We start from the raw sequence: 18276 nt of genomic DNA on the forward strand, positions 1-18276 counted from the left end.
AATAATCGAGTGGGGGAATGAATTCGTAATTTAATAATTACGAATTACGTAGCTTGCTTCTCGCCTTTGGCGAGTATTACGAATTACGAATTATGGTATTGCATATTGTGATATTCCCAAAGCTTGCCTTTAAGTTCTAAGAGTTCTTGATACTTGCCTTGCTCTACTATTCTTCCATGTTCTAAAACTACAACTTTATCTGCTTTAGAAATGGTAGAAAGACGGTGAGCGATCGCAATTACTGTTTTACCAACAGATAGCTTTTCTAATGAATCTTGAATCAAGCGCTCAGATACAGAATCTAAGGCACTAGTTGCTTCATCCAAAATCAAAATTTCTGGGTTCCGCAGTAAAGCTCGTGCAATAGCAATTCGCTGTCTTTGTCCTCCAGATAATCTAACACCTCGATCTCCTAATTGGGTATCAAAACCTTCGGGCATTTCCAAAATAAATTCTAATGCATTTGCTTGTTTAGCAGCTTCTTGAATTTCATCATTAGTTGCTTGTGGAGTGCCGTAAGCAATATTCTGCCAAACATTAGTATTGAAGATAAAAGTATCTTGACTGACGACAGCTATTTTGCAACGTAGGGAATTAATTTCAAACTGCCGCACATCAATTTCATCAATGTAAAGATTCCCATCTGTAGCATTATAGAAGCGGGGAATTAAATCAGCAACAGTTGTTTTACCAGCACCAGAGGCTCCGACTAATGCTGTCATTTTTCCCTTTTCAATAGTTAGGGTAATATTATGCAGGACTAGATTTTTTTCGTCGTAGCCAAAATCTACAGATACTAAGTTTATTGACCTTTCTAAACCCTTAAACTTAAGCTTCCCATTCTGGAAATAATTTTTGTCTTCACTTTTCAAGAGGTTTTTAATGTTGTCTGCTGAACCATGTAAAGTACTGAGAAAAGCTCTAGTTCCGTTAATATCTTGAACGAATGGAATAAAGCGAAATAGCACAAAGAAAAATGTTAGTAAAGAAGCAACTTGTAGGGTTCCATTAGTAACCAGGGTAGTGAATGCCAAAATAATCATTCCGACCAACACTGTTGTAGCTACCCCTTCAGCAATTGGTTTGACAAGTGTCCAAGTGAAGACAACTTTAGTTGTACTACTTACTATCTTATCGCTAGCTTTGTAGTAACGCTGGCGCTCAAATTCTTGAGTACCGCAGGAGTGAACAGTGCGAATGCCATTAATAAATTCTACGGCTGTTGAGGTAAAATTAGCATTAGCAGTTGTCAGACCAAAACTTGATTCTCTGACCCTGGCATTTAGATTGGATAATCCTACACCTAAAAGTGTAAATAATAATGCTGAAATTATCGTTAGTTGCCATGATATCAAAAACATTGATATTAAGTAGACAACAGTTGTTAGTCCTCTAGTAAATAAAAAGGCTGCGCCACTAAAACCCTGTCTGATCCTTTCTATTTCTGTAGTAATTGTGTTAATTAGCTCACCAGAACGAGTTTTAGAAAAGTAACTTAGTGATAAAGATTGTAATTGCTCAAAAATTTGCTTGCGTAAGCGATCGCCAAGATTAAGTTGAGATAATTCAATATAGACTTGTGAAAAATAATTGAAGGCGACACGTAACCAAGTACTCAATAAAATCAGTAAAGATACGCGGTATAGACGATTAATTGCCGATGTCTTAGCTCCCAAAATCCAAATATCAAACCATTCTATTCCTGTATGGACAGGTTGAGCATTGGGAGTGGTTAAGCTTTGCAAAAATGAAAGTAAGAAACCAATACTCACACCTTCAAAAGTTGCTGCTAGAACCGAAAAGATTAGAGCTAAAATTGCAATTTTGCGAAAGTGCTTAAATTCTTGTAATATCAAATAGTTTTCCTGCCAAAAGCTGGTAGCTTTGAGAAAATTACCGAGTGGTTGAGGAAGTTTGAAATGCATGGATTTTATAATAATAGTTTGGCAAGGTAGATAGACCGCTTTTGCTTTAGCCCAAGTGCGGTAGATGAAATCATCAGTTACCGCACAGATAAATTACAGTGTTTGGCTATCCAGATGTAGCGGGTGAGACTGTGCCTCTACTTCCCATGAAGCTGGAAATTCTGGTAGTTTATTTAGCTGTATTGCATCTTCCAAAGTCCAACAACAAGATCCGGTCAAACTCATATCACCCCGCAGCACATTAAATAACTGGGGCAAATTGTCAAGACCGTATTTACACATCCAACTGTTGTGTTTTGTAGTCGTGCAAAACCTCATCGCCTGAAAGAGTTTACCCCGTTCTCCAACACGCCATTCACGACAAAAAAGTGATCCTGGCGAGTAAACCTGCATTAATACAACTAATCCCAACATGAGTGGACTTACTAATAGCAGTAGCACGCAAGCAGCAATCCAATCAATTACTCGCTGCAATTGTCTCCAGGGTTGGTTAGGTAGTTTATTGCCAGCAGGTATGCTTAGGAATATTGGTTTTTGTGCTTCTTCACACGCATCTGCCCAAAACCTGACCAAAGCTTCACCCAGTTTTGCATCTATGCTTACCAAACTTACAGGAGAATGTTGTAAGCATTGTACTAGCGATCGCTTACTATCTAATGAAGGCAGATATGGTTGTTTAACTCGTCCACGCGGCTTCACCAACAGCTTACCCCGTCGCCAATACAGTGTGCAGTACCCACGATTATCTTGGTGTTGCTGGGTTACATCATATAAATTCTTTACAGTTGGAATTATTGAAGTTGTCATACGTCTTTGGGATTATACAGGAGTGAATTGCTGAAGAGTTATCAAAGGCTATCAATGCCAAAGACCCAAATCCAAATCTTGTTGTAAGTCCAAAAAGTTGGAGATATTCGTAATGACGCTCTTTACGAGACGCTAAAAGCGAACGCGGACTCGCTAACGCTGCGCTAACGTAATTATGTCATGTCCGTCTAATCACTTATTAAAAAAACTCTCCGCATCAGTCTAAACAATGAGTCTTTAAGCGAACATGATATTTGTAGTCTAAACCCCAGTCTGAAACAAAGCTACCTGTGGAGTTGGGGTTAATAAACCCTATAGTTAATTACGAGCAACTTTACTATTAACATTCATGGGCAAATGATGATTTTCCGGGAACTACTGACAGTAGAGAAATGTAGAGGGAAATTACCCATGAATCTATATCTACGTTTAATTACGCTGAGGTGTTCATAATTCGGTAGATTTAACAAAACCAGTCTAATCTTGTCTTTTAGCCTTTTTGAAGGTGCTTTAATCTCTAGAATATAAGACTATGTAGAAATAGCGATCGCACAAATAAATTCTTTATTTACTCTTTAAAGATTCCGTGATTTACCTGAAAACTCATAAAGATAGCATAAATATACTGAATTTTTCCTGATCGCAATATCATTACCTCGTTCCCAGTCTCCGACTGGGAATGTCTATTTTGAGGCTCCGCCTCCCTGACTCGCGGCAGAGCCGCAATGAACAGCATTTTCAGCCAGAGGCTAGAAACGAGAAAGATCCCCGACTTCTTTAAGAAGTCGGGGATCTTTCATCTAGCGGTACTAGCTACTTTTCTACAGCTTGGCGTAGAGCTAATTGCTGTTGTTTGATATTGGGTACGTAATTAATGCTAGAGTTTGATACCCCGTTAGCTACAACTCCAATCAGATTTAACTTACTTAACATGGCTGTAGCTTGAGTCAGCTGACTTCGCGTTACAATACCAATGCTTGCCACCATGATCACGCTACGACAAGATGATGCGGTAAGCATGGCATCCACCAAGCCGAGAACTGGGGGAGCATCTATGAGTACCAAATCGTAGTTTTCCTCAAATGCTGCCATTAATTGCATCATCCGAGGGGAACTCAACAGATTAGCTGGATCAGCAGGTTTGGGGCCAGCAGTCAAAATATCAATGTAGGCGGAACCTGAATATTGAAGACTAATTTGATTGGGTAGAGTTGCATCACTCGCCAATAGAGTTGAAAGCCCCTGTTCATTAGGAAGATTCAGTTGTACGTGCAGACTGGGATCACGTAAATTAGCATCAATTAGCAACACCTTTTTGTGTAAACGGGCAGCACTCATTGCCAAACCCAACGCCAAAGCTGATTTACCTTCATCGGCTAAAGCTGAGGTGATCATCAAAGATTTCAAGTTAGTAACAGTATTTAAAAGTTCAATGTTTTTGTAAATCAGATCCAGCGATTCCCAACGTGGTGGAGATTGCAATACCTGAATTGTCCAGGGAGCGAGAACTTCTGGCTTACCAAAAGGCAACTTAATCATTGATTCTCTAGGTTTGGCTGGCGGTAATTTCGGAGTTGTTCCCAACAACGGCATGGCCATTTGCTTCTCTAACTCAGCAGTGGTGTGAACTGCATCATCAGCCGATTCCCGAATAAAGGCAGCAATACCTCCTAACATGAACCCAACGACAGTACCTAACAATAAGTTCTGCTGGAGATTGGGGCCTAATTGTGCGCCTTTTTGGGGTTCTTCTACAACTTCCCAATTAAATCCACCTTTGGAAAGTTCTTGCCGTAATTGCTGTTCTGCTCTTAAAAGTTGCTCTAATCTTTCACGACTAAATTGCAACTGCGGTAGCATTCGATTGTAATAAGCCAATAGAGGCGGGAAGCGTTTAATTTCCAAACGTAGCTCGTTTTCTTTTTGGGCTAAAGTTTGATCACGAGCAGTTAAAGCAACAATAGTGGTCTGTGTTTCTACTAGCTGACCAGCAAGGCCGAGATCAATTTGACCAAGCTGCCCTCGTTCGAGAAGAGAATCTCCAGAAGTTAATCCACCAGCAGACTTTTCGCCTAAAGTTCTTCCTACTTCTTGTTGCAATAATTCCTTCTGGCTCTGAAGCTGTTCTTTGAGCTTTTGCACACTGGGAGTTTCATCTGTAAAGCGTAAGCGTTCTTGTGCTAGTGCTAGTTCGCTTTTTTGGATTTCGTTCAGTAAGCCTTGATAGCGAGTAGATTGACTCAGACGAGAAGCAACTAGAGCATTTTGGGGAGAACGATTAAGTTGTTCTTCTAAAGATTTTTGACGTGCTAAAGCTTCCCCATATTGAGCGCGAGTTGTCTGTCTTTCTTGGGCAATATTGTTCAAAGCTGTCTCAATTGCTTTGGCCTGTGACTCTGGATCAATTAAGTTCTGATTTCTCCGAAACCTTTGTAAATTTGTCTCAGATGCGTTTACTTCTTCACTGGCTTTACTTAACTGTTCCCTAATAATTTGCAGACCTTTTTGTAAACGCGAATTCTGTTGTTCTTTGTTATATTCTACATAAACTTGTCGAATTGCACGCAGAACTTTTTGTGTCTTTTCTGGATCTCCAGCAGTATATTCAACTTGAAAGATTTTAGTAGCGACATTATCTTCTTTGCTCCTGAGTTGAGTTAATACCAAAGAAGCTTTAATTTCAGTTGAACTTATATCTGGATAATCAGACTGAAGTTTATCAACTGCTTTTTGGATAAGTCCCGAACTTTGCATCAAGTTAAGCTGTGTGGCAGTATCTATGACCACATTAGAGTCAGTAAACTGGTTGTCTAACCCAGCACCTTCTGTCTTACCTTGATAGTTAGGTTCTACGAGCAGTTGCATGGAACTTTTATAAGTAGGCTTAGTCTTAAAAGTTACTAAACCTGCAAGAGCAATAGAAGTAATTAATACTACTAAGAACCAAGGAAATCTCCTCACAAATACGGCAAACAATTGACCGTAACCTACTTCACTTTCAGAAGCTGGACTTATCTGAGGATTTAGACTATTTTGAACCACTTTTATTATCCTTGTCTTCGAGATTTACGCTAAGAGATTCTCCGAAGAATACCTATTTTTTTACAACCCGCAAACGAGAAGATAGAAAATAAATAGGTAATCTTATAGTGAAAGAGATTCAGAAATCAAATGAATAATTGATGCCCGCTACAAGCTTGATTAATAATTTGCTCAACTTTCCCAAAGAATGCCTTCTCTGAAAAGTTTGCTACTGCATGATTACGGATGCGATCGTAATTCCAAGAAATGCCATTAGCTTCTAGTAATGCAACTTGTAAAGATTCGGGTGTTTGCCTTTTGAAAAAGACTCCTGTTTCACCTGGAATTTGAGTATCTAATACTCCACCTGCTCCATAGGCGATGACTGGTGTGCCACTAGCATTAGCCTCTACTGGAACTAATCCGTAGTCTTCTAGGGCTGCGACAATAATAGACTTGGCTTTGGAAAACAAGTCTTTGCGAGTTCTATCACTTACGTGTCCCAAGAACTCAATATTTTGTAATGCTTTAGATTTTAACCGTGCTTGTTCTGGCCCATCACCTGATATTAATAGCCGCCACCCTAGCCAATTGAAAGCTTCGACTATTATATCAAGACGCTTATAACTAATCATCCGGGCTGAGGCCAGATAATATTCATCTTTTATATCTGAAAAAAGAAATTTACTAGTATCAATTGGATAGTTGACCATCATTGCCTTTTTGCCATAAATATTTTCAATACGGCGGGCAACAACACTAGAATTAGCAATGTAAAGGTCAGGTTCCTGTGAATATTTCAGGTCTACCTTTCTCATGACTTGGAATACTTCTTCGATTAAAGGAGCAAAATATCTATAGTCTCCATACTCTTTTAAATAAGTTGCTGTATCCCATAAGAAACGGGTGACATTATGGCAAAAGCAAATGTGAAGGGCATTGGGATTTTTTCGCACTGCTTTGGCGAAGCTGGTGCTACTGCTAATAATTAAATCGTAATCTTGCAGATCCAAGGCACGAAAGGCAGGAAAATATAGAGGAGCCATCGACCTGAAATATTTTGCTGCACACGGAATCTTTTGTAAGAAAGTTGTATTAACTATGCGACCGCCTAGATCAATAGTTTTTTCTGGATCGTACAAAGATGTGAAAATATCGGCTTCGGGATAGCGTTTACAAAGCAGTTCAAACACACGCTCTGCCCCACCTCGCTGGGTTAAATAATCATGGACTAGAGCAATTTTCATGAATTTGACCTAAAGTTCCGATCAGGTTTGTTTAAACGCTCCCCAGCAAGTTACTATCAACAACTTTAGTGTTCCGCAGTATAGCTTCCTATCCTCTTTACGAAATTATTGCGACAAATATGTAGACGCCTCGGAGATCCCCCCAACCCCCCTTAAAAAGGGGGGCTTTATCTGATCCTTACCTCCTTTTTAAGGGGGTCGCCGCAGGCGGGGGGATCTTATCCAAACCGTATTAGGGGCGTACAGCTGTATGCCCCTACAGCCAATTCATTTGTTGCAAATATTTTTGAAACCGATATTATCCAACTGCTACCAAGATTTTTTCTGGGGCGAAATAACTGTTTTGCTCAGTTCGTAGTTGGTCGCAAAGTCTGCCTTCAGGTAATTCTACATCCTCATAAGTGAGGACTTGATCCTTAGAAATATCTCGTTTCAGGCGACACCCTTCAGCTAAACCAATTGGTAGGAGATTTTGCTGTTGGACGATATCAGAATTCTCACATTGTCCGTAGGTCATGTAGTAGCCGATGCCATCTAAGGTTTCTCCTGCTTTCAGGTCGATTTTGGCGGTGGTGACAACATCTACTAGCGGTCCTGCGAGTGGAGACATAACGGCATCACCGAATAGGACAGCACGCGCTACGGACAAGGGAACTTCAAAATGACAGAGGTGATAAGGAGTATAGAAGCTGTAAAGAGGGCCTTCGCCTAATTTGTATAAGTTGAGATAGTGGCGTTGCTTGGGATCGTCGTGAGTGGCAAATACATATACGCCTGGTCCAGGTTTTGCTCCAACTACATAATCGACGATACCGCCCAGTTCCTTGAGTTGTTCAACATCATATAACTGGGTCATTTCATCGACATAACCGTTGAAGTCATATCCCAACATTCCGCGTTTGGCGACTTTCATCCCTGTGGCATTGGCAACGATCGCTTGCTCGAAAGAAATTTTGGTTCCGTCGGCGAAGCTAGCCACCATGTGGGGCTTTTGACCCCAACGTTTAGCAAATCCTTCCTGGGTGGTGGGATTGCGATAGGGGTCTTGGAGTCCTTTAATGTTACCGCACAATAAGGGAGTTAAACCAATGCTTTTCACAAAGCGGTAAAGGTTCATTTGTACCCCTGGCTGATCGCCATCACAGGCGCTAAGGATGACACCTGCTTTGTCAGCATAGACTTTCAGGATGGGGCCAATGGTGCCGTCGAGTTCGGCATTCATCATGATCACATGTTTGCAATGAGCGATCGCTTCCATGACGATCACAGCGCCAAATTCCACTGCACCTGTGACTTCGATTAGTGCATCAATACCCTCAGCCCGACACAGTAACTTAGCGTCTTCTGTGACTGCATATTTACCGTTAGCGATCGCATCTTCTAATTCGCTGACAGTTGCAACAACTTGAATCTCTTCAATTCCGGCTTCCGAATAAGCTTGTTTAGCTGCATCAATCTGGCGATTGGAGATAGCTACTAACTCCATTCCTGGCACTGAATTGACAATTTGGTTGGCAATTCCTCGACCCATAAAACCAGCACCAATCATTCCCACTTTGATAGGATTTCCTGCTGCTGCACGGGCTTGTAAGGCGCGATCGATAATAATCATGAACTAAACTCCTTTTTGCAACTGTTTGTTGTGATACAAATTCTCGATAATTTTGCACTTAATAATTTGTTATAGCTAAATATTAAGTACATTTTCATGGGAAATTGGGATTAGCGACATCTTGCACCAAGCGACTATAAGTCGCAGCTACACAGGCAAAACCCGCGCAGGCGGGTTTGAAACCTTTAATTTTCATCAGTCCGCGCAGATGGACTTGGTTTGTATAGCCAAGCCAGTGCGGGAACAGGGGGTTTCCGCGCCACTTCCTTCAACGGGGGGAAACCCCGCAACGGAGTGGCTCCCAATGAGCAACTGGCGTGCGATTAGAAATCGCCAGGGCTAAGTACTAACTAGCTGTTTGCTAGATGCTATCGAACCAGTCTGTTTTTTCTGACTATGATTTTCGATAATTTGCTCCACAGCATTTCTATAGGCTTGGGCAAATTTTTCTTTGGTATGATTTGCTCTTGCATATTCCCAAGCCTGACGAGACATCAGCTTTAGGTTTTCAATAGGCAAATTGGAAATACTTCTAACTTTCGCCTTAATTTCTTCAAGGGAAAGGTTATCAAAAATCACACCAAAATCATGAACATCAACACCAGATTCGTAGCTTAAAATCGGAATTAAACCGGCTTGTAAGCTAGTTATTACTGCACCTGCCTGTCCCTCAGAAACAGAAGGATAAACAAGTCCCAAACAATTATTTGTAACCTTTAAAAAGTCAGGGCTACTAACATCAATCCAACCATAGGTGTGGATGTTGGGTGTTTCATACAGTTCTTTATAGAAAGCTTGCTCAAACTCTTTGTCATTACTTACCGGGCCACAAACTGTTAAATGGTATTCCGGCATTTGAGCAAAGGCATCTAAAACTAAATCTAACCCTTTGAGAACTAAAGCACTACCACCAAACCACAGAAAATTATTTCTTACCGCTTCAAAGTCTTTCTCGTCAGGAGAGGGATAAACGAGTGACGAAGAAATGGGAATACGATACATTAGTTTGTTCGCATATTTGAATGTATCAACTGTGAAATTGTTGCCCAATACAGTAGCGTAATCGGCATATTCAATTCCCAAGTTGGGCGTTTCAAATCGCTGTGGACGTAGGGTAATTCCTTTGCGCTGTTGGAGTTCTAGAAGTCTATTGCATTCAGCTGCATTGCGAAATATCATATTAGCAATGTCAACGTGGAAAATCTTGATGCAATCTTTATTCAGTTTTGGTGCAAGCGCTTCTAGACGATGACGGATATCAATGAAAAATGCGTAGTCTTTTTGAGGAACAAATTTATCATTGTGGAACTGGATAACATCAACGTTATAGCCCAGGTCTAAAAAAGTTTGGGCGATTAGTAGACATTCCCAGTTCCAACTCTGGTCATTGGGGATAGGCTGACCTGGTTTTATGAGAAATGGTTCAATCCGATAAGAAAGAAGTACATTACCTTTGGAAGGCTGTTTAGGCTTTAGGGAAACAACCTGTAAAGTCTTAGCGTAATTGATGCGAGCTTGGACTTTTTTGGAGACAAAAGAGATAGTATTACCGACACGAGATAGAATACTATTTAGCATTTATTTCTACCTAAATTAATTATTTTACCCTGGTATAGAGGAGCCAGTGTGTTGCGCGGGTTAAGAGCGTTGTAGCAACTGGCGTCGCGCAGAGAAAGAGCCTATAATTATCTGGAAGCTGTACCGCCAACAGTCATCATTCTCAACAAAGGCCAATTTAAATCTTTCTCAGATATTTCAGTCACATCTAGAGGCCAATCAATATTAAAGAATGAGTCATCATAGCGTAAACCTCTCTCATACCCTGGCGTGTAAAATTCACCCACTTGATATACGACTTCAGTCTGATCTGTGAGTGCTTGATAGCCGTGAGCAAACATTTCTGGAACATACAAGGCGCGGCGGTTTTCTGGAGTTAATTCTACACCGATGTGTGATAAAAAGCTGGGAGATTCAGGACGCATATCAATAATTACGTCATAGATTGCGCCTTTAGTACAGCGAATTAATTTCGTTTCTCCTGCTGGTAGAATTTGATAGTGCATTCCCCGGATAGTGCCTTTTTTATAGTTAAAAGACAGGTTACATTGAGCAACTGTTGGCTTTAAGCCGTATGCTTCAAATTCTTGAGCGCAGAAAGACCGAGCAAAAAACCCACGGTGATCTGGCTTTTCTTCTAAATCAATAATGAATGCGTCTTTGAGTGCGGTTTCGGTGAAAATCATATATTCCTTTGAAATGAATGTTGATTACAGAAAATACTTATTAATTGCTTAGTATTTGCACCACAAAATAACAGTAATGAACGTGGATTTAATCACCTACAAATTTGTCGGGTGCGTTACCTTCCTAACGCACCCTACGAAAGGGTATTAAGTCGAAACTTTAACTGCATCTGATGAAGAACGTAACTCTGCTCTGGGATAAGTATCATCCCAGTATTGGGTGCAGAGGTCTGGTCGTTCGGGAGGGTTAGCGGTATAACAAAAGAATAGCGCTGAACGGTCTTCTGTGCGGACTGTGCCGTGATGCAAAGCATTTTTCGTATCTACAATAATGACTGTACCTGCTGGGCCTGGGCAGGATTTCCACGCTGATTTGGGGATGACTGGTTTAACTTCTTCATCATCAATACCCATATAACCTGACTTCCAAAGTTTGTAGTAAAGTCGAAAATAATTCCAACTAAATAAAGAAGTTAAAGAGCGCGGAATGTATTCAAAAGGCCCAGTTTTTTGTTTTACATCATTCAAGTAAATAAAAATTTTGATAATGCGACGATCTTCTGCATCACTATGCCATAGCAATGTCCCAAACTGATGTTTATTGTTGAAATCTTTGCGTAAATGTACACCGTGAAAAGCAACAGGAAGACCGATATAATTTTCGATGATGTTGAGAAGTCTTTTCTCGATTCCCCAGGCATAAAATTCTGGTAAACCTGTAACTGTGGAAATTTGTGGCCACTTTTGTTCTAGATGGTCGTTGTTTGTATTTTCCATCTGAGACAATTGATGGTAAGCAGCTTTGAGCAGTTCTGGGCTAGAGTTTAACCCTAAATCTGTCAGTGTTGTGACGCAAACGCCGTCTTTTTTGAGTGCATTAAGGATGTTGCGATCGCGTCCTTCCAATGCTGGCAGATTTCTGCTATGCTGCCAACGTGCTACGTAATATTTAAAGTCAGAAGACAGTGTAGATATTTTGTGTTTAATTGCCTTAAACATGGTGTGAATCCCTTCTAATTTTGATGTATATTTATCAGCAATTTAGTAGCTTATGACTTATAGCCCCGCACTTATTGAGTAGATATTTCCCTTGATTCTGCTAACCCTAACTCTTTAGAAACCATCACGTCAAAAGCACACAAACTGACTAAAGCCAAAAATGGAACTATTGTTTTGATGGCGGACATAGGCCATCTTCTTAAAGCACCCAAGAAAACTTTAAAGTTAACTTCTTTACCATTCTGCAAAAGCATCCGCCTGCAAAACTGCTTAGAATATCCATTCTCTTGCAATTTCAAAATCACTTCGGGTATGTGTTTGTATTGCATTAACAGTGCAGATTTTGGTTCTTTCTGCCAATAACTCACACCAACAACACATTCCAAATAAGTTTCTTTAGTGACAATTACACTGCCATTAGCAGCACAATATCCAGCTAAATATGCTAAAGATATCCAGTTATTCTCAGCATCTTGCCAATTTTGGAGAGCGCGTTTTACTAGGTCACTGCGGTAGATTGTAGCAGTCAGAAAAATGACTGCACCGACACTTTTTGAGAAACAATGCTCAAATATAGCTTTACCATCACCATCACCATCTTCGGTATCAATATCAAACCAGCGATTACCAACAATTGTTGGTGGATGAACTGGTTCACCAGTAATTTGGTTACGACCGGAAAAGTTAAGGAACAATAATGATAAATTTTCATGTTCCTTGAGTTTGCTAATCACATAAGTAATCGCTCTATCTTGAATTGGGTCATCATCACCAATTGTCCAAACATATTTTGTTATAGTAGATTTTAGGCAATACATAATATTTTTGACGACGCCTAAATTCTTTAAATTTTTATTTGATTTAAATGTGATGCTGCTAAGTACTATTTGCCATTTTTGGATCACCTCCTGAGTGTTATCTGTTGAACAATTATCAGAAACTAAAATTTCACAGTCATCTTCAAAACCTTTGATAGCTTGAGCTAGCCATGCTAACTGTTTATCAAGTAACTCAGCACGATTATAAGTCGGTATAGCAATGGTCAGTAATTTAGACATGGCAATAAATAGTAGTTAATAAAATTGGTATATGAGTGGTTATCGCCAATAACTAGTGTTAACAGTATTTTGGCAATTTAGACACTAAATTACAGGCTAGTCTCTAGTTATTTTGGTGGAAAAAGAATTGCCCAAGCTGATATAATTAACAAACGTAGATAAAGAATAAATATCTTTATTGTCAAGAAAATCCAACGTTTTAAAGCACCTAATAATATTTTTAAGTCAGTTTTTTGTTGGAAATTCTGCCAAATCATTTCCTGACAAAATTTATGAGAATATCCTACCTTTAGTAGTTTTATATAAACTTCAGGTATGTACGCATATCGCATTCTAAAATTCCATGTTGGGTCAAGGTCTAAAAGACTAGCGCCCACAGTACATTCTAAATAAGTGTCTTTAGTGATAATGACACTTCCATGAGCAGCGCAAAACGTAGTCCAATATGCTTGAGATGCCCAATTACTAGTGGCAGACGGCCACTTTTGTAAAGCTTCTTGTACTATATTTGTACGATAAATTGCTGCTGATATAAAAAGTACACCACCAAAATTTTCGTTCAGATAACCTTGGAATACAGCTTTACCATCAACTCTTAGCTCATCGTTATCACTATTTAACCAGCCTTCTACAACAAGTTGACCTGTTCCTTTTTGGCGACCGGAGAAGTTTAAAAACATTAGCGCTAAATCGGAATGTTTTTTTAGTGTTGTCAACACATAATCTAGAGTTCTCTCGTGAATTGGATCATCATCACCAATTGTCCAAACATATTTACTCATTGGGGCTTTCAAACAACAAGCAATATTAGCCATTACGCCGATGTTTTCGCTATTTCTGTTTGATGTAAATCTAACATTACTAAGAATTATCTGCCACTTTTTAATTATTTTTTGGGTATTATCTGTAGAGCAATTATCAGAAATAAAGATTTCACAGTCAGACTCAAAGCCTTTAATAGATTTAGCTAACCAAGTCAGTTGTTTATCTAAAAGCTGGGCACGATTGAATGTTGGAATGGCGATGGTGAGCAATTTATTCATATTAAGCTCAAATCTGTAGTTAAGTAGCTACTAACAGCAGCTTATTAATTACTAAGCTACTTTCCAGTTTGATTTCTTGCGGTTTGGTGGCAAAAAATTTAGAGGAGATACGCCTTTTAATTACTCTTTAAATTTTGTTTATTATCAAAACAATTAGTAACAAGAAGCATCTCTTGGCTTATACTTAGTAATTACGATGCTAGTAAAAGCCTATCTGGAATAGGAGATGGATAAATTTTTACTTCAGGAATTGGCACTACAAACTGTCCACCCCATTTGCTAATAAATGCCATTTGTTCCATAATTTCCTCCTTGAGATTCCAAGGTAAAATTAGGACATAATCGGGTTTTGTTTCGCGGATTTTGTCTGGTTCAAAGATGGGAATATGAGTTCCAGGTAAAAATAAGCCTTGCTTGTAGGGACTGCAATCTACTGTGTAATCAATAAAATCTTTCCCAATCCCACAGTAATTGAGCAACGTATTGCCTTTGGCTGGTGCGCCATAACCAGCGATTGATTTACCTTCGGCTTTAGCCGTCAAAATAAAATTTAATAGCTTGTGCTTTGTTTGTTTGACTTTCTCAGCAAATGTAATGTAAGTCTCTATCTGATGCAGTCCAGCAGCGATTTCTTTTGCTTTTAGATGGCTAACCCGGTCGCTAATGCTAGGATTATCAGCGTAGTCATGTTTGACATAAATTCTTAGAGAACCGCCATGAGTTGATAATTCTTCTGCATCAAAAAGTTGTAATTTGTGCGCTGCAAAAATTTTTTCGATAGTCAGGAATGAGAAGTAAGAAAAATGCTCATGATAAATCGTATCAAACTGATTTTCTTGGATGAGTTGTAAAATGTGAGGAAACTCCATCGTCAAAATGCCATTGGGTTTGAGGATGAGTTTTATCCCAGCGATGAAATCGTTTAAATCCGGTACATGAGCTAAAACATTATTGCCTATCAAAAGATCAGCTAATTTTCCTTGCATCACTAGTTCTTTAGCAGTTTCAACTCCAAAAAACTTGTTGATACTAGGAATGCCTCTACCTTGGGCAACCTTGGCGATATTTGCTGCTGGTTCTATTCCTAAAACTGGGATTCCCTTTTCTAAAAAATATTGCAGTAAGTAGCCGTCGTTGCTGGCAATTTCGATAACTTGATTATGATGATTAAAGCCAAACCTTTCTACCATCATATCGGTGTAAGCTTTAGCATGTTTTAGCCAACTTACGGAGTAAGAAGAAAAATAAGCATAATCGCTGAAAATGTGATCTGGAGTTTCAAACTGTTCTAATTGAACTAAGAGAGTCTCTTCAGAAACATAAGCATGAAGAGGATAAAATTTTTCGGCATTATTTAGCTGTTCTGCTGTCAGATAAGCATTGGCTAAAGGTGACATTCCTAGCTCAATAAAAGTTTGGTGCAGAGGTTGACCACTGAAACGACATTTTGCGATCGCCATAATTCTCAACTCACTGATTACAAATAATTTGATGGATGAAATAATTCCGAATAAATATTATTAGTTTCAGAATTCTTGATATTATTAGTGTGTAAAGTTTTATTTATTTACACACTAATAGCTAACTCTATCTACTTTTTATTCCAGAAGAAATCTTTGTCAATTTGCTCGGTACGAATCAGATACTCTAACTGCTTTAAGCGGGTAAATCCTCTAAATAAGAAAGTATCTTCAGCCATATCTATTTGACTGAATAAATCAAATAGCTGTTGAGCACCAAGTTGGGCATCCCAGTCACATTTAAATCCGGGTAAGATTGTGTTGATTTTCTCGAAGGATACCCGATAGCTGCGGTTATCTCCGGCGTTGTCACCAAAGGACAATTTACAATCTGGGAAAATATCAGCAATAATTTCAGCGATTTCTTTGACGCGATAGTTGTTTGCTGTATCTCCTACGTTGAAGATTTGGTTATGTACAATGTCCCGTGGTGCTTCCAAGGCGCAAACTATTGCTTTGCAAATATCCAATGCGTGGACTAATGGCCGCCAAGGTGTACCATCACTGGTCATTTTAATTTGTTTGCTAGTCCATGCCAACCCTGCTAAGTTGTTTAAAACAATATCAAAGCGCATTCTGGGAGAAGCACCAAAGGCTGTGGCATTCCGCATAAAGGTGGGAGAGAAGTCATCATCAGCGAGTGGTCTGACATCTCGTTCTACGAGAGTTTTGCATTCTGCGTAGGCTGTTTGGGGATTAATTGGGGATTCTTCTGTAACATCACCTGCGGTAGCAACACCGTAGACACTGCACGAAGACATATATACGAAGCGACGCACACCCATAGCCTTAGCCAGACTAGCCAGACGAACTGAACCTACATGATTAATTTCGTAGGTAATATTTGGTGCCAATTGTCCGGCTGGGTCATTGGAGAGTTCCGCCATGTGAACTATTGCTTCAATACCTTCCAAATCATCAGGGGTGATGTTACGAATATCTTTGTTGAGGGTTTTGGGTGTTACACCACTAGGATTGTACAGCCAACCAACTTTATAGAAACCAGTATCTAGACCAATAACTTCATGTCCCCGTTCAATTAATAGAGAAGGTAATAACGAACCTAGATAGCCTTCTGTGCCAGTTACTAATATTTTCATTGTGGTTAATGCCTTTGTATTGATGAGTTAAATTCTTCGTTTAGTAGGGTCGCACAGCTAACTGTGCGATACATCCAAAAGGGAACTGCTATCTGAATCTGCTAATACCATTTTAGATTTTAGATTTTGGATTGTGAAACATCCATTGGATAAGCGTTTCAGGTTTCCATCTGTCGCAATCATTTTTAAAATTGCTATAACAGTCATTACGTAGTTACTAAAACCTTTTCCAGGCTCACCCATTGGGTAGCAGCACTCTATAACGGTTCTGAATTGATGCACTACACTTTTTTCTTGTGGGATGGACATCTTTGCCCGTCCCTTATATTTCCAGGCGAACAAGTCACCCCACAAGATTCATTCCCTAATTCAGCAGTTCCGGAAATAACAACTATCTATCTATGCAGTTACTACATTATCTAGATGCGAGAGTTGGGGAATTTGAGTGACTAGCGCTTTGCCAATTTCTAGAGAGGATGTGGCAGCCGGAGAAGGAGCATTGCAAACATGGATGGAGTTTTGACCGGAAACAATCAAAAAGTCGTCTACAAGCTTGCCATCGTTCATTAAGGCTTGAGCGCGAACTCCCGCATGGGTGGGAACTAAGTCTTGTGCTTGGACTTCGGGAATTAGTTTTTGCAAACTTCTGGTAAAGGCTGCTTTACTAAAGGAACGAATAATTTCTTGGATGCCTTCATCAGCGTGTTTTGCTGCTAACTTCCAAAAACCAGGATAGGTGATGACTTCCAGAAAATCTCGCAGGTCAAAGTCGGTTTTTTTATAACCTTCGCGTTTGAGCGACAGAACCGCGTTTGGCCCTGCATGGACGCTACCATCAATCATCCGGGTAAAGTGGACACCCAGGAAGGGGAAATCTGGATTGGGAACTGGGTAAATTAATGTCTTGACCAGATAGCGTTTTTCTGGGGTGAGTTCGTAATATTCTCCCCGGAATGGGACAATTTTTGCTTGGGGTTCAACTTGACCTAGTTTGGCGGTGCGATCGCTATGCAATCCAGTACAATTAATTACAAAGCGTGTTGCAAAGTTACCGTTGTTTGTTTCCAATACCTGATTTTCACCACTTGGGGAGATTTTCAGAACTTTTGTATTCAGGTATAAATCCCCACCCTGCTGTTCAATTAGCTGGGCGTATTTCAAACAAACTTGCTTGTAATTAACAATACCAGTTGAGAATACCCGAAGTCCACCTACACATTTTACATGAGGTTCAATTTCCTTGACTTCTTCCGGGCTGATTCTCTGGACTTCTATCCCATTGTCTAAGCCGCGTTTGTAGAGATTTTCTAAGCGTGGTAGTTCTTGTTCTTCAGTTGCAACAATTACTTTACCACAAACTTCATGCTCAATTCCATGCTCTTGACAAAACTCTACCATAGAGCGAGAACCATCACGACAAAATTTAGCTTTGAAACTCCCTGGCTTGTAGTAAATACCAGAATGAATCACCCCGCTATTATTGCCAGTTTGGTGAAATGCCCATTGGCTCTCTTTTTCTACTACTAAAATACGCGCATTGGGATAGCGTTTTCCTAAAGCCAACGCTGTAGAAAGTCCAACTATTCCCCCACCGATAATCGCAAAATCATACATTAGTATTATTCTACTTGAAATTACAGTAAATCTATAAACTGGGGAGTGGGGAGTTAAAATTCCTAACTCCTGTACAGACGCGATTAG

The 18276-nt window shown here is 39.7% G+C and carries 13 protein-coding genes; all 13 read right to left on the minus strand.

The window, feature by feature from the left end; translation table 11 throughout:
* Positions 1-83 precede the first annotated feature (83 nt).
* Positions 84-1925, minus strand: a complete 1842-nt coding sequence (gene hepA / locus ACYTXL_RS10770) for a heterocyst formation ABC transporter subunit HepA (RefSeq protein ID WP_461924720.1) — start codon at positions 1923-1925, stop codon at positions 84-86.
* Between the two features lie 93 nt (positions 1926-2018).
* Positions 2019-2732, minus strand: a complete 714-nt coding sequence (gene hepC / locus ACYTXL_RS10775) for a heterocyst development glycosyltransferase HepC (protein ID WP_461924721.1) — start codon at positions 2730-2732, stop codon at positions 2019-2021.
* Positions 2733-3545: 813 nt separating this feature from the next.
* Positions 3546-5774, minus strand: coding sequence for a GumC family protein (locus ACYTXL_RS10780; protein ID WP_461924722.1), 2229 nt, complete (start codon positions 5772-5774; stop codon positions 3546-3548).
* Positions 5775-5899: 125 nt separating this feature from the next.
* Positions 5900-7000 (minus strand): glycosyltransferase, encoded by a 1101-nt coding sequence (locus ACYTXL_RS10785; RefSeq protein WP_461924723.1) that lies wholly within the window; start codon positions 6998-7000, stop codon positions 5900-5902.
* Positions 7001-7298: 298 nt separating this feature from the next.
* The gene (locus ACYTXL_RS10790) at positions 7299-8612 is read right to left on the minus strand and encodes an NAD(P)H-dependent oxidoreductase (protein WP_461924724.1); all 1314 of its coding nucleotides are present in this window, start codon (positions 8610-8612) and stop codon (positions 7299-7301) included.
* Positions 8613-8951: 339 nt separating this feature from the next.
* A complete protein-coding gene (locus tag ACYTXL_RS10795; protein ID WP_461924725.1) occupies positions 8952-10190 on the minus strand; it encodes a glycosyltransferase in 1239 nt (412 codons plus the stop codon).
* A 107-nt stretch (positions 10191-10297) separates the two neighbouring features.
* Entirely contained in the window at positions 10298-10855 is a 558-nt protein-coding gene (rfbC, locus tag ACYTXL_RS10800; RefSeq protein WP_461924726.1) for a dTDP-4-dehydrorhamnose 3,5-epimerase, read from the minus strand.
* A 147-nt stretch (positions 10856-11002) separates the two neighbouring features.
* Positions 11003-11854, minus strand: coding sequence for a phytanoyl-CoA dioxygenase family protein (locus tag ACYTXL_RS10805; protein WP_461924727.1), 852 nt, complete (start codon positions 11852-11854; stop codon positions 11003-11005).
* Between the two features lie 71 nt (positions 11855-11925).
* Positions 11926-12912: a glycosyltransferase family 2 protein gene (locus tag ACYTXL_RS10810; RefSeq protein ID WP_461924728.1), complete on the minus strand. Its 987-nt coding sequence runs from the start codon at positions 12910-12912 to the stop codon at positions 11926-11928.
* A 107-nt stretch (positions 12913-13019) separates the two neighbouring features.
* The gene (locus ACYTXL_RS10815) at positions 13020-13955 is read right to left on the minus strand and encodes a glycosyltransferase family 2 protein (protein ID WP_461924729.1); all 936 of its coding nucleotides are present in this window, start codon (positions 13953-13955) and stop codon (positions 13020-13022) included.
* 191 nt (positions 13956-14146) lie between these two features.
* Positions 14147-15415, minus strand: a complete 1269-nt coding sequence (locus ACYTXL_RS10820) for a methyltransferase domain-containing protein (protein WP_461924730.1) — start codon at positions 15413-15415, stop codon at positions 14147-14149.
* Positions 15416-15546: 131 nt separating this feature from the next.
* The gene (locus tag ACYTXL_RS10825) at positions 15547-16575 is read right to left on the minus strand and encodes an NAD-dependent epimerase/dehydratase family protein (RefSeq protein ID WP_461924731.1); all 1029 of its coding nucleotides are present in this window, start codon (positions 16573-16575) and stop codon (positions 15547-15549) included.
* 399 nt (positions 16576-16974) lie between these two features.
* The gene (gene lhgO / locus ACYTXL_RS10830) at positions 16975-18189 is read right to left on the minus strand and encodes an L-2-hydroxyglutarate oxidase (RefSeq protein ID WP_461924732.1); all 1215 of its coding nucleotides are present in this window, start codon (positions 18187-18189) and stop codon (positions 16975-16977) included.
* Between the last annotated feature and the right edge of the window lie 87 nt (positions 18190-18276).

This window comes from Nostoc sp., from assembly GCF_054880495.1.

Bases quoted from the DNA above. Each gene is read 5' to 3' on its own strand.
- hepA (WP_461924720.1), bottom strand. From the start codon at position 1,925: ATGCATTTCAAACTTCCTCAACCACTCGGTAATTTTCTCAAAGCTACC.
- hepC (WP_461924721.1), bottom strand. From the start codon at position 2,732: ATGACAACTTCAATAATTCCAACTGTAAAGAATTTATATGATGTAACC.
- ACYTXL_RS10785 (WP_461924723.1), bottom strand. From the start codon at position 7,000: ATGAAAATTGCTCTAGTCCATGATTATTTAACCCAGCGAGGTGGGGCA.
- ACYTXL_RS10790 (WP_461924724.1), bottom strand. From the start codon at position 8,612: ATGATTATTATCGATCGCGCCTTACAAGCCCGTGCAGCAGCAGGAAAT.
- ACYTXL_RS10795 (WP_461924725.1), bottom strand. From the start codon at position 10,190: ATGCTAAATAGTATTCTATCTCGTGTCGGTAATACTATCTCTTTTGTC.
- rfbC (WP_461924726.1), bottom strand. From the start codon at position 10,855: ATGATTTTCACCGAAACCGCACTCAAAGACGCATTCATTATTGATTTA.
- ACYTXL_RS10805 (WP_461924727.1), bottom strand. From the start codon at position 11,854: ATGTTTAAGGCAATTAAACACAAAATATCTACACTGTCTTCTGACTTT.
- ACYTXL_RS10810 (WP_461924728.1), bottom strand. From the start codon at position 12,912: ATGTCTAAATTACTGACCATTGCTATACCGACTTATAATCGTGCTGAG.
- ACYTXL_RS10815 (WP_461924729.1), bottom strand. From the start codon at position 13,955: ATGAATAAATTGCTCACCATCGCCATTCCAACATTCAATCGTGCCCAG.
- ACYTXL_RS10820 (WP_461924730.1), bottom strand. From the start codon at position 15,415: ATGGCGATCGCAAAATGTCGTTTCAGTGGTCAACCTCTGCACCAAACT.
- ACYTXL_RS10825 (WP_461924731.1), bottom strand. From the start codon at position 16,575: ATGAAAATATTAGTAACTGGCACAGAAGGCTATCTAGGTTCGTTATTA.
- lhgO (WP_461924732.1), bottom strand. From the start codon at position 18,189: ATGTATGATTTTGCGATTATCGGTGGGGGAATAGTTGGACTTTCTACA.